This window comes from Promicromonospora sp. MEB111 (genome assembly GCF_030209445.1).
Taxonomy (GTDB): domain Bacteria; phylum Actinomycetota; class Actinomycetes; order Actinomycetales; family Cellulomonadaceae; genus Promicromonospora.
This window is the reverse complement of sequence record NZ_JARVSD010000012.1, coordinates 269,261-281,348: the sequence shown is the minus strand read 5'-3', so window position 1 is coordinate 281,348 and position 12,088 is coordinate 269,261. Positions and strand designations below refer to the sequence as shown.

The 12,088-nt window shown below is 72.4% G+C and carries 10 protein-coding genes; 9 read left to right on the top strand and 1 reads right to left on the bottom strand.

Features of this window, described 5'->3' with window-relative positions; genetic code table 11:
* The first annotated feature begins 2 nt into the window (after nt 1-2).
* From QRN56_RS15890 to lnt, 6 genes are all read left to right on the top strand, one after another.
* Nucleotides 3-335 (top strand): hypothetical protein, encoded by a 333-nt coding sequence (locus tag QRN56_RS15890; protein WP_285104821.1) that lies wholly within the window; start codon nt 3-5, stop codon nt 333-335.
* 177 nt (nt 336-512) lie between these two features.
* Nucleotides 513-806, top strand: coding sequence for a Sec-independent protein translocase subunit TatA (gene tatA, locus QRN56_RS15885; protein ID WP_285104820.1), 294 nt, complete (start codon nt 513-515; stop codon nt 804-806).
* 3 nt (nt 807-809) lie between these two features.
* Nucleotides 810-1,583: a twin-arginine translocase subunit TatC gene (gene tatC / locus QRN56_RS15880; RefSeq protein WP_350224576.1), complete on the top strand. Its 774-nt coding sequence runs from the start codon at nt 810-812 to the stop codon at nt 1,581-1,583.
* A gap of 97 nt (nt 1,584-1,680) precedes the next feature.
* Nucleotides 1,681-4,674, top strand: a complete 2,994-nt coding sequence (locus QRN56_RS15875; RefSeq protein ID WP_285104819.1) for a DEAD/DEAH box helicase — start codon at nt 1,681-1,683, stop codon at nt 4,672-4,674.
* A 95-nt stretch (nt 4,675-4,769) separates the two neighbouring features.
* Complete coding sequence (locus QRN56_RS15870) at nt 4,770-6,551, top strand: amidohydrolase (RefSeq protein ID WP_285104818.1); 1,782 nt, start codon at nt 4,770-4,772, stop codon at nt 6,549-6,551.
* Between the two features lie 30 nt (nt 6,552-6,581).
* Entirely contained in the window at nt 6,582-8,297 is a 1,716-nt protein-coding gene (gene lnt / locus QRN56_RS15865) for an apolipoprotein N-acyltransferase (protein ID WP_285104817.1), read from the top strand.
* A gap of 153 nt (nt 8,298-8,450) precedes the next feature.
* On the opposite strand, the gene QRN56_RS15860 is transcribed toward lnt, so the two are convergent.
* On the bottom strand, nt 8,451-8,795 hold the full coding sequence (locus QRN56_RS15860) for an RNA polymerase-binding protein RbpA (protein WP_026365682.1): 345 nt from the start codon (nt 8,793-8,795) through the stop codon (nt 8,451-8,453).
* A gap of 341 nt (nt 8,796-9,136) precedes the next feature.
* On the opposite strand from QRN56_RS15860, the gene QRN56_RS15855 reads away from it, so the two are divergent.
* From QRN56_RS15855 to QRN56_RS15845, 3 genes are all read left to right on the top strand, one after another.
* A complete protein-coding gene (locus QRN56_RS15855) occupies nt 9,137-10,291 on the top strand; it encodes an LLM class flavin-dependent oxidoreductase (protein WP_285104870.1) in 1,155 nt (384 codons plus the stop codon).
* 31 nt (nt 10,292-10,322) lie between these two features.
* A complete protein-coding gene (locus QRN56_RS15850; protein WP_285104816.1) occupies nt 10,323-11,003 on the top strand; it encodes an FMN reductase in 681 nt (226 codons plus the stop codon).
* A 205-nt stretch (nt 11,004-11,208) separates the two neighbouring features.
* Nucleotides 11,209-12,054 (top strand): hypothetical protein, encoded by an 846-nt coding sequence (locus QRN56_RS15845; RefSeq protein WP_285104815.1) that lies wholly within the window; start codon nt 11,209-11,211, stop codon nt 12,052-12,054.
* The last annotated feature ends 34 nt before the right edge of the window (nt 12,055-12,088 follow it).

Sequence of the window (12,088 nt, the reverse complement as noted above, 5' to 3'; positions counted from 1 at the left end):
CCATGTGGTTCTGGGTATGGACCCTCTTGATCGTGGGCACCCTCGTCGGGGCGTTCTTTCTGGCCCGTTCGCTGTGGCGTTCGGCCAGGGGGCTCCTGGAGGAGCTGGGCCGGGCCTCGGCCCGGTTCGGCGAGTCGGCCGACCGGCTGCAGGAGGCGTCCGACCGGGCGCACGAGGCGGCGGGCACGCAGCACGCCGGACCGAGCCTGTTCGACGACGTGACGATCCACTACGAGCGCGTGCACGCGCAGCGGGTGGCCCGCGCGGGGCGCAGGGACGCGCGCCGGGCGCGGAACGTCGCGACGTGGCAGAAGTGGAAGCACTTCAACGAGTAGGAGCCCGTCCTTCGGGGGTGTTCTTCCCTGTTCTTCCCTGTTCCGCCCAGTGCTGCGGCCGGTTTCGGGTGCCGCGCCACCCGCCGTCCACCGGGGGGCTACCAATTCGCCCCCCAGATCCGCGTAGGATCGGGCATATCCGCACCGCGTATCAGCACCGCACCGTAAGGAGTCACCATGGGCGCCATGCAGCCGTGGCACTGGATCGTCCTGCTCGTCGTCGTCCTGCTGCTCTTCGGGTCCACCCGTCTGCCGGGTCTGGCCAAGAGCGTGGGTCAGTCGATGAAGATCTTCAAGAAGGAGATCAAGGACATGCGCGAGGACCGGTCCGACGCTGACGGCAGTGCTGCCGACAACGCGCCGGGCGCCTCGACCACCACGACCACCGGATCGACCACCGGAACGGGTACCGGTTCGGGCTCGACCCCCGGCTTGATCGACCACAAGGACCGCGACATCCCCAAGGCCTGATCCGTGGCACGAACGAGACGGGCGTCCGACGGCCGGATGCCACTGCTCGAGCACCTGCTCGAGCTGCGCAAGAGGTTTGTCCTGATCGCCGTCGGCCTGGCGGTCGGCGCCATCGCCGGCTGGTTGCTCTACGACCCGCTGCTGGTCCTGCTCCAGCGACCGCTCGTCGTCGCGGAGGAGATGCGGGGCAACGAGATGACCCTGAACTTCGCCGGGCCGATGGCGGCACTGGACCTGAAGATCAAGTCGTCCCTGTTCCTCGCCGTGTTCCTCACCTGCCCCTGGTGGCTCTACCAGGTGTGGGCGTTCATCACGCCGGGCCTGAACAAGAACGAGAAGAAGTACGCGTACGGGTTCGTCGGTGCGGCGTTCCCGCTGTTCCTCGGCGGGGCGTACATGGCCTGGCTCGTGTTCCCGCACGCGATCCAGATCCTGTCCGGGTTCCTGCCCGACGACGCGACCGCGTTCACCAACGCCCAGGAGTACCTGTCGCTGGTGATGCGGCTCCTGATCGCGTTCGGTCTCGCGTTCCTGTCGCCGGTGCTGCTCGTCGGCCTCAACTTCGCCGGCCTGCTGTCGGGCAAGGCACTGCTGGGCGGCTGGCGGTGGGCCATCCTGGTCGCGTTCACGTTCGCGGCGATCATCACGCCGACGCCGGACGCGCTCACGATGATCCTCGTGGCGCTGCCGATCTGCGTGCTCTACTTCGCCGCCGTCGGCGTGTCGTTCCTGCACGACCGGCGCGTCGAGAAGCGGTTCGCCGACGCCGAGGTCTGACGGAACGGGAGCCCTGTGCGGCACCGGGGCGTGACACACGGGTGTCACGCCCCGGTGTCATACCGGTGTGTCACACAGTGACCGTAGGCTGTGCACCATGAACGACCTGAGCCCCGCCGAGCGGTACTCGGCCTTTCGGTCCCAACGTCGTTTGGAAGCAGAGGGCCGTTCGGTGGCCGGACCCGAGCTGACCCTCTTCCGGGAGGTCATCGGCTTCGAGCTCGACGACTTCCAGGTCGCTGCCTGCGAGGCGCTCGAACAGGGGCGTGGCGTGCTCGTCGCGGCCCCGACCGGGGCAGGCAAGACCGTCGTGGGCGAGTTCGCCGTGCACCTGGCCCTCGCGTCGGGCCGCAAGGCCTTCTACACGACACCGATCAAGGCCCTGTCCAACCAGAAGTACGCCGACCTCGTACGCCGGCACGGCCCCGAGAACGTCGGGCTGCTCACCGGCGACTCCACGATCAACGGCGAGGCACCCGTGGTGGTCATGACCACCGAGGTGCTGCGCAACATGCTGTACGCCGGGTCCGCCACCCTGGACGGGCTCGCGTACGTCGTCATGGACGAGGTGCACTACCTGGCCGACCGCTTCCGCGGCCCCGTCTGGGAAGAGGTCATCATCCACCTCTCCGACGACGTGCAGCTCGTCTCCCTGAGCGCCACCGTGTCCAACGCCGAGGAGTTCGGCGACTGGCTGGAGATGGTGCGCGGCGACACCGCCGTCGTCGTCTCCGAGCGGCGGCCCGTGCCCCTGTGGCAGCACGTGCTCATGTCCTCGCCCGAGCCGCGCGGCAAGCCGCGCCTGCTGGACCTGTACGCCGGGCACGTCGACCCGACCGACCCCGGCACCAGCCCGCCCATCAACCCCGACCTGACCGCTGCCTTCCGGTCCGGGCGCGGCGGCAACCGCCCCGGCGACCATGCTGGTGGACCGGGCGGCGGGCGGGGTCGCGGGCGCGGACGGGGCGACCGCGGGTACCGCGGCAACGGACGGCGCGCCGACGACCGCCCCGGCGGCGCCGTCGGGCCCGGACGGCGCACCCCGCCGCGGTTCATCGTCATCGACGCCCTGAACGCGGACGCCCTGCTGCCCGCCATCTACTTCGTGTTCTCCCGTGCGGGCTGCGAGGCCGCCGTCGACCAGTGCCTCAAGGCCGGGCTCCGGCTGACCACACCGCAGGAGGAGGCCACGATCCGCTCGGTCGTGGAGGAGCGCACCGCCGCCATCCCGCCCGAGGACCTGGACGTGCTCGGGTACTGGGCCTGGTCGCAGGCCCTGGCGCGCGGCATCGCCGCGCACCACGCCGGCATGCTGCCCGTGTTCAAGGAGACCGTCGAGGACCTGTTCGAGCGCGGCCTGGTCAAGGTCGTGTTCGCCACCGAGACCCTCGCGCTCGGCATCAACATGCCCGCCCGGTCCGTCGTGCTGGACAAGCTCGTCAAGTGGGACGGCTCCAGCCACGTCCCGGTCACCCCCGGCGAGTTCACCCAGCTCACCGGTCGCGCCGGGCGCCGCGGCATCGACGTCGAGGGGCACGCCGTCGTCGTCGACCACCCGGCCCTGGACCCCGTGGCCCTGGCCGGCCTCGCGTCCAAGCGCCTCTACCCGCTCAAGTCCAGCTTCCGGCCCACCTACAACATGGCCGTCAACCTCGTCGCCCAGGTCGGCCGCGACCGCGCCCGCGAGGTCCTGGAGACCTCGTTCGCGCAGTTCCAGGCCGACCGCGGCGTCGTCGGCCTGGCCAAGCAGGCCCAGGCGCACGCTGAGGCCCTCGACGGGTACGCCAAGGCCATGTCCTGCGACGTCGGTGACTTCGCCGAGTACATGGACCTGCGCCGGGCCATCAAGGACCGCGAGCGCGAGCTGTCCCGTGCGGCCACCGGCGCGCGCCGCGCCGAGGTCGTCGCGTCCCTGGAGAACCTGCGGCGCGGCGACGTCGTCGAGGTGCCCTCCGGGCGCCGGCGCGGGTACGTGCTCGTGCTCGACCCGGGGGAGCCGGGCGGGTTCGACGGGCCGCGGCCCACGGTGCTGACCCAGGAGCGGCAGGTCAAGAAGCTGACCCTGGCCGACGCGCCCGACGGCCTGGAGACCGTCACCACGGTCAAGATCCCCAAGGCGTTCAACCCGCGCAAGCCCGACGCGCGCCGTGACCTGGTCTCGACCATGCGCAACGCCCTGGGTGTGCTGGCGGACGACGTGCCGTCGGCCCACTCCACGACCTCGCCGTCGCGCAGCGCGGCGAGCCGGGCCGCGCGCGGTGGCCGGCCGGTGGTCAGCCGCCGTTCGGACGCCGCGACCGACGCCGAGCTCGCGCGCCTGCGCAAGGCCCTCAAGGCCCACCCGTGCCACGCCTGCCCCGAACGGGACGACCACGCCCGCTGGGCCGAGCGCTGGAACAAGCTCAAGCGCGAGCACGACCAGCTCGTGCGGCGTGTCGAGGGCCGTACCGGGTCGATCGCCCGCACCTTCGACCGCACGCTCGACGTGCTGCTCACCCTCGGGTACCTGCAGCGCACCGGCGGCGACACGAGCGCGGGCACCGGCGCGGGCACCAGTGGGAGCACCGGTGGGAGGATCCGCGTGACCGACGACGGCCGGTGGCTGCGTCGCCTGTACGCGGAGAACGACCTGCTGCTGGCCGAGTGCCTGCGCCGCGGGGTGTGGGACGGGCTCGACGCCGCGGGTCTGGCCGCCGTCGTGTCCACGGTCGTCTACCAGGGGCGGCGCGACGATGCCCCCGACCCGTACATCCCGGGCGGGCCGACGGGCCGGCTCGCGGGCGTCCTGGACGACACGCAGCGGGTGTGGTCCGAGGTGGACGACCTGGAGGAGGCGCACGGCATCGACGCGACCGGGCCGCTCGACCTGGGCCTGGTCGGCGCGATGTACCGGTGGGCGTCGGGCAAGGGCCTGGACAGCGTGCTGCGCGGTTCCGACCTGGCCGCCGGCGACTTCGTGCGGTGGTGCAAGCAGGTCGTGGACGTCCTGGACCAGCTCGGCGGCGCGGCGCCGTCGGACCGGCTGCGCGCCACGGCACGCAAGGCGCAGGACGCCGTCCTGCGCGGCGTGGTGGCCTACTCCAGCCTGTGAGCCGGCCTCCGAAGCCGGCCCCGAGCGGGTGACTGTGCGGGTCCACGCCCTGCTGACCAGGGCGTGGATCCGTCGGATCGCATACAGTTCCCACCGTGAGCCAGCCTGTCCGATCCATCCTGTACCGCAACGGCGTCGTGCACTCCGGGGCAGACCCGTTCGCCGAGGCGATCCTCGTGGACGACGGCGTGGTGGCCTGGCTCGGCGCCGACGACACCGCCGCCGGGCTGGCGGCCCGCGCCGACCGCGTGATCGACCTCGACGGCGCGCTCGTCACCCCCGGGTTCGTCGACGCGCACGCCCACGTGCTGGAGACCGGCCTGTCGGCCGATTCCGTGGACCTCACGCCCGCCGGCGGCGTGCACTCCCTGGCCGACGCGCTGGCCGCCCTCCACCAGGCCTCACGCCGGCTCGCGGCGGCCGACCCGTCCGGCGACCAGGTGCTGCTGGCCTTCGGCTGGGACGAGCAGGCCTGGCCCGAGCGGCGCGCCTTCACACGCCAGGAGCTGGACGCCGTGTGCGGCGGCCGCCCCGTGTACGCGGCGCGGGTCGACGTGCACTCGGCGGTCATCTCGTCCGCGCTGGCCGCCCGTGCGGGCATCGACCACGACCCGGCCTGGACGGGTACGGGCCTGGCCGGCTCCGGCTGGTCCGACGCGCCCGCCGACACCGGCCTGGTCACCGCCGACCTGCACCACACCGTGCGCGACGTCGCGCACGCCCTGTCACCCGAGCGCCGCACCCGCCTGTACCGCGAGACGCTGACGGCCTGGGCCGCCCGCGGCATCGTGTCCGTGCACGAGATGAGCGGCGAGCACCTCGACACCCGCGCGGGCCTGGCCGAGCTGTACGCCATGTCGGCGGAGTCCGTCACCGCCGACGCGCTGGCCGACCCGGACGCACTCGCCCTGCCGCACCTGGCCGCCTACCGCGGCGAGCTGTGCGCCACGCCCGACGACGCCCGCGCCCTCCTGGCGGAGCTGCCCTTCCTGACCGGGATCGGCGGCGACCTCAACGTCGACGGGTCGATCGGGTCGCGCACCGCGGCCATGCGCAGCCCGTACTCCGACCTCCCCGCGGACCCGTCCTCCGCGTCGTTCACCGGCGCCCTGACCAACCCCGACGGCTCGCCGTGGACCGGGAACCTGTACCTGGCCGCCGACCAGATCGCGAGCCACCTGAGCGCCGTGCAGAGCGTCGGACGACCGGCCGCGTTCCACGTCATCGGCGACCGCGCCATGGACGAGATGGTGCTCGGGCTGCAGATCGCCGCCCAGACCAGCGGCGAGAGCGCCCTGCGCGCCGGGCACCACCGCATCGAGCACGCCCTGTTCGTGGACGCCGTCACCCTCGCCGCGCTCCTCGTGCACGGGATCGGCCTGTCGGTGCAGCCCGCGTTCGAGTCCGCGTTCGGCGGCGCCAAGGGCGTCTACGCCTCCCGGCTCGGCGCCATGCGCGCCGGGTCGATCATGCCGTTCGCCGACCTCGCGCAGGCGGGCGTTCCGCTCGCGTTCGGCTCCGACACCCCCGTCACCCCCGTCGACCCCTGGCAGGGCGTGCGCGCCGCGACCCGCCACGAGGACCCCGACCAGCGCATCTCCGCAGGCGCGGCGTTCCGCGCCCACACCCGCGGCGGCTGGCGCCTGGCGGGCCTGGACCACACCGGCGCCGGACAGCTCCGCGTGGGCGCACCGGCGCACCTCGCCGTCTGGCGGGCCGAGCACCTCGGCGTGCAGGCCGCCCCCGGGCGGCTCAGCTCCTGGAGCGAGGAGGCCCGCGCGGGAACACCGCTCCTGCCCGACCTCTCGCCCGACGCCGTCGAGCCCGAGTGCCTGCACACCCTGCGCGACGGCGTGGTCCTGCACGACACGCTCTGAGAGGCCCACGCACGCCGGTAGGCTGCGACCGTGCGCTTGCGTGAGCCGTCCCGGCTGCTGTCCTTGTTCCTCGCGGTGGCCGGTGGCCTCGTCCTCTGGTCCGCGTTCCCCGACGCCGGGGTGTGGCCCGCCGCGTTCGTCGCCGTCGCCGTCCTGTACTGGGCCCTCGGTCGCGACAACGCCTGGTGGAACCTGCTGATCGGGTTCCTGTTCGGCATCTCGTTCTTCCTGCCCCACCTGTGGTGGGCCCACGAGTCCACCGAGACCGCGCCGTGGATCGCGCTGTCCGCGCTGGAGGCGCTGTTCATCGGCGGCTTCGGCGTGCTGTGGACCTGGGTGCGCCGCGCGCGGTTCCTGCGGCGGCGCGGCTGGCGGCTGGCCGCCGCGTTCGCCGTGCTGTTCGTCGCCGTCGAGCAGTGGCGCGCCGAGATCCCGTACGGCGGGTTCCCCTGGGGCCGCCTCGCCTGGACCATGGCCGGCACCCCGACCGGCCGCGCCGCCTGGCTTGGCGGCACCGTCGCTGTCAGCCTCCTGGTCGCCTTCGCCGGCGCGCTGCTCGCGCTGGCCGTGGCGGGCCTGGTCCGAGCCGTCCGTACGGCCCGCGCGGCGCGCGCGACGCGGGTGTCGCCGGCCGGCCAGTCAGGGCAGCCCGCCCGCGTGGCAGGGAACGGCACCGTGACCGTCCGGTCCTCGGTGGGCCGTTCCGTCGGAGCCCTCGCGCTGGGCGTCGCGGTCGCCGTCGTGCCACTGGTGCTGCCGCTGCCGACGTCCGCGAGCGCCGGTCCCGTCGAGACGCCGGAGGGCCAGGAGGTGTACGACGCCGGGAGCGACCTGGCGGAGGACGGGCAGCTGTGGGCGGGCGCGGTGCAGGGCAACGTGGGGGAGCCAGGCCTGGGGGCGTTCGCCAACCGGGCCGAGGTGCTGAACAACCACCTGGAGGGCACGTACGTGCTGGCGGAGGACTTCGCCGGTGAGCTGGACGTGGTGCTGTGGCCGGAGAACGGCAGCGACCTGGACCCGCAGACGACGCCGGACGTGGCGCGCGGGCTGGACGCGGCCTCGACGGCGGTGGGTGCGCCGATCCTGGTGGGGGCGCAGGAGTTCCCGGAGACCGGCGGCCGGTACAACGTGTCGCTGCTGTGGCAGGCGGGTCAGGGGGTGATCGCCCGGTACGCGAAGCAGCACCCGGCGCCGTTCGGTGAGTACATCCCGCTGCGGTCGATCCTGCGGCTGTTCTCGGACCAGGTGGACCGGGTGACCACGGACATGATCCCGGGGGTCAACCCGCCCTACGTGGACGTGCCGAGCCGGCTGGGTCAGGACGCGTACCGGCTGGGCACCATCATCTGCTTCGAGGTGGCGTACGACGAGATCATCCGGGACGCGGTGCAGGAGGGTGCGCAGGTGCTGGTGATCCCGACGAACAACGCGTCGTTCGGGTGGACGGCGGAGTCGACGCAGCAGCTCGCGATGTCGCGGCTGCAGGCGATCACGACGGGGCGAGCCGCGGTGCAGATCTCCACGGTGGGCGTCTCGGGCGTGATCACGCCGGACGGGACCGTGGTGCGGGACACTGAGCTGTTCACGGCCGACCAGTTCGTGGTGAACCTGCCGCTGCGGTCCTCGATCACGCCGGCGGTGGCGGCCGGGTACTGGCCGGGCTGGATCGTCGGCGGGCTCGCGCTCGCCCTCGTGGTGGCGGGCGTCGTGGGCGGGATCGGTGCGCGGCGTCGGGCGCGCGGCTAGGGGTCACCCGCCACGAGACGGGTCCGCGACCCCACACGTCCGGACCCGCACGTACGAAAAAAAGACCGCCGGTCCGAACCCTGAGGTTCGGACCGGCGGTCTCTCTGCTGTCCTGCTTGTGTCGCTGTCCTGCGTGTCTGCTTGCTCGCCGGCTCAGGCCGAGCGGCGGAGCTTGCCGGCGCGCAGCAGCTCGAGGCGCTCGTCGAGCAGGTCCTCGAGCTCCTTCACCGTGCGGCGCTCGAGCAGCATGTCCCAGTGGGTGCGCTGCGGCTTGGTCGCCTTCGGCTCGGGCTTCTCGGCGTCGCGCAGGAGCGCCTCCTCGCCGCAGCGGCACTCCCAGATCGGGGGTACGTCCGCGTCGGTGGCGAAGGGCAGGATGATGGTGTGGCCGTTGGGGCAGTCGTAGTAGGCCTGGAACCGAGGGGCGAAGTCCACGCCCTCGTCGGACTCCATGCTCTTACTACCGATGCTCATACCGCGCAGGGACCGGTCAGGCACGATGTCCTCCAGAGGGTTGTCGGGATAGGTGGCGGAAAAAGGTCCGTATAGCCAACGCAGGGACCCTCTGTGATGTTCCAGCCCATGTTTCAGCGGTCTGACGACCAGCCGTGCCAATCCAGGCTACCGACCGGACGTGCGCTCGCAAGCGCACTCCGGGCAAACTGGGTGTGGATGTGCGCGATCTCACGTACGTCGCGGCAGGTGGGAGCATGTCGGCCGGGAACAATCGGCACGAGCCGCCGGTTAGGACCCATGTTCATGCAGATGCATGAACAGCGTGGGTGGCACACAGCACGTGCGGCAACCAGCTCAGCACCACGATCGAGGAGCACAGCATCATGCAGTTCGGGATCTTCAGTGTCAGCGACGTGACGACGGACCCGACCACCGGGCACACCCCGGACGACACCGAGCGCGTCCGGGCCATGCTCACCATCGCGAAGCACGCGGACGAGGCAGGCCTCGACGTCTTCGCCACCGGTGAGCACCACAACCCGCCGTTCGTGGCCTCGAGCCCGACGACGATGCTCGGCTACCTCGCGGGCGTGACCAAGGACATCACCCTGTCCACGGCCACCACGCTCATCACGACCAACGACCCGGTCCGCATCGCCGAGGAGTACGCGATGCTCCAGGTCATCAGCGACGGTCGCATGGACCTCATGATGGGCCGCGGCAACACCGGCCCCGTCTACCCCTGGTTCGGGCAGGACATCCGCCAGGGCATCCCGCTGGCCATCGAGAACTACGCGCTCGTGCGGCGCCTGTGGACCGAGGACGTCGTGGACTGGGAGGGCAAGTTCCGCACCCCGCTGCAGGGCTTCACCGCCACGCCGCGCCCGCTGGACGGCGTCCCGCCGTTCGTGTGGCACGGGTCGATCCGCAGCCCCGAGATCGCCGAGCAGGCCGCCTACTACGGTGACGGGTTCCTGCACAACAACATCTTCTGGCCGATGAGCCACACCAAGCAGATGGTGCAGTTCTACCGGCAGCGGTTCGAGCACTACGGCCACGGCCGTGCGGACCAGGCGATCGTGGGCCTCGGCGGCCAGGTCTTCATGCGCAAGAACAGCCAGGACGCGATCGCTGAGTTCCGGCCGTACTTCGACAACGCGCCCGTCTACGGGCACGGCCCCACCATGGAGGACTTCACGCGGGACACCCCGCTGACCGTCGGCTCCCCGCAGGAGGTCGTCGACCGGTACGGCTCGTTCATCGACGAGGTCGGCTACTACCAGCGCCAGATGTTCCTCATGGACCACGCCGGGCTGCCGCTCAAGACGGTCCTGGAGCAGATCGACATCCTCGCCTCCGACGTCGTGCCGGAGCTGCGCAAGATCGCCGACGCCAAGCTGCCGCAGGACGTCCCGGCCAACCCGCCGACGCACGCCGAGCGCGTCGCCGCAGCCCGCGCCAAGGGCGAGGCCGGCGCCACGCACGTGGGCGACGGCGGCGACGAGTACACCGGCACGCTGGCCGAGGAGGCACTCTGAGATGACAGACCGTGAGATGACAGACCGCGCGATGACAGACCGCACCGCCTCCCTCGTCCCTCCCGTCGAGGACCGGCCCCGCCGCACGATCGCCGTCGTGCACGCGGGGCTGGGGCAGCCCTCGTCCACGCGACTGCTGGCGGACCGCCTGGCGGACGCCACGGTGCGCGAGCTGGAAGCCCTGGGCCACGAGGTGACCGTCGAGGTCGTCGAGCTGCGCGACCACGGTCACGCGATCATCGACGCGATGCTCACCGGGTTCCCCACGGGCGCCCTGGCCGACGACATCGAGACGATCACCCGGGCCGACGGCGTCATCGCCGTCACGCCGCTGTTCACCACCACCTACTCGGGGCTGTTCAAGTCGTTCGTCGACATCCTCGACAAGGAGGTGCTCACGGGCATGCCCGTGCTGCTCGGCGCGACCGGCGGCACGCCGCGGCACTCGCTCGCGCTGGAGTACTCGATGCGCCCGCTGTTCACCTACCTGCGGGCCGACGTCGTCACGACGTCGGTCTTCGCGGCCACGGACGACTGGGCGCAGGCGGGCGACCGCGCCCGGCACGACGACGGTGCGAGCTCCCTGCCCGAGCGCATCGAGCGGGCGGGCCGGTCGCTGGCCGCGATCGTCTCCGCACGCGGGGAGCACGCCAAGCCGGACGACCCGTTCTCCACGACGCCCAGCTTCCTGGACATGCTGGGCGGGGACTGACGACGGGGTCGGCCTGCACCGGGCGGGCCGGCCTGAGGCGATCGCCCGCCTCGCCGGCTCTGGTGCACCGGGCCGGCGTGCCGGGCCAGTCGCGCGAGGTCTGTCGTGGCAGGTCCGGGGCTTGCACGCTCAGGGCGTGGCAGGGAACATATGGGACAGCCACCGCAACGGGTCGTGGGCAGGTCGATGGTGAGGGAGCGCGGTCATGGCGGACGACACACAGGACCAGGTCTCGAACGACCCGGACAGCACGGACTCACACCCGGCGGCCGATCCGGACGCGGACGCGACGGGCGCGACGGACATGAACGCGACCGACACGAACCCGACGGACACGGGCGCGACCGACACGGACACGGGCGCGAGGGCAGCGGCTGCACCCGAAGCGGGAGCGTCGCCGGCAGACGAGGACGTGCCGTCGTCCCCGGAGAGCACCGTCGCCGCTGGTTCGGCTGACGCGACCGTGCCGCAGGCCGACACCGGGCGGGTCGCCCGGATCGTCGCGGCGCTCCGGAAGGCGCACACCGAGCAGGCAGCCCGTACCGCTGAACCCGCAGACCCTGGTACCGAGACCAGCGAGTCGGAGCCGCCTGCGCCCCGCCGCGCGACCAGCGGGGTGCGGCCCGCGGCACCGCGCACACCGACCCTGCACTGGAACCCCGGTGCCCGCTACCGCGCGTCGCAGCTCGCGAACCAGCCAGCTCCGCTGCCGCCGGCACCGACTCCGCCGGTACCCATGCCGCCGGTACCCGTGCCGCCAGAACCCACACCTGCCGTGCCCCCGCCGCCAGGATCCGCGGCGCACGTGCCCGCTCCTCCGGTCGCGGGACCTCCGGTCGCGGGACCTCCGGCACTGGCCGGACGACTGTTCCGCGGCCCGGCCCGGCGGACCGCCGTCTTCGAGCGGGAGATCTGGCACCCGTCGGCGCGGTCGTCGCGCGTGCCGAGCGACGTGGGCGAGGCGCTCGTCGCCGCCGTCGAGCGGTATCGCAAGGGCTCGATCTCGACGTCAGGCCTCGTGCGGGCGATCGCCAACACCCACGCCGCCTGACGACTGGCTGACACGGGACGTTCCAACACCCGAA

Excerpts from the sequence above, each read along its gene's own strand:
- QRN56_RS15850 (WP_285104816.1), top strand. The coding sequence starts at position 10,323 with ATGACAGACCGCACCGCCTCCCTCGTCCCTCCCGTCGAGGACCGGCCC.
- tatA (WP_285104820.1), top strand. The coding sequence starts at position 513 with ATGGGCGCCATGCAGCCGTGGCACTGGATCGTCCTGCTCGTCGTCGTC.
- QRN56_RS15875 (WP_285104819.1), top strand. The coding sequence starts at position 1,681 with ATGAACGACCTGAGCCCCGCCGAGCGGTACTCGGCCTTTCGGTCCCAA.
- QRN56_RS15855 (WP_285104870.1), top strand. The coding sequence starts at position 9,137 with ATGCAGTTCGGGATCTTCAGTGTCAGCGACGTGACGACGGACCCGACC.
- QRN56_RS15845 (WP_285104815.1), top strand. The coding sequence starts at position 11,209 with ATGGCGGACGACACACAGGACCAGGTCTCGAACGACCCGGACAGCACG.
- QRN56_RS15890 (WP_285104821.1), top strand. The coding sequence starts at position 3 with ATGTGGTTCTGGGTATGGACCCTCTTGATCGTGGGCACCCTCGTCGGG.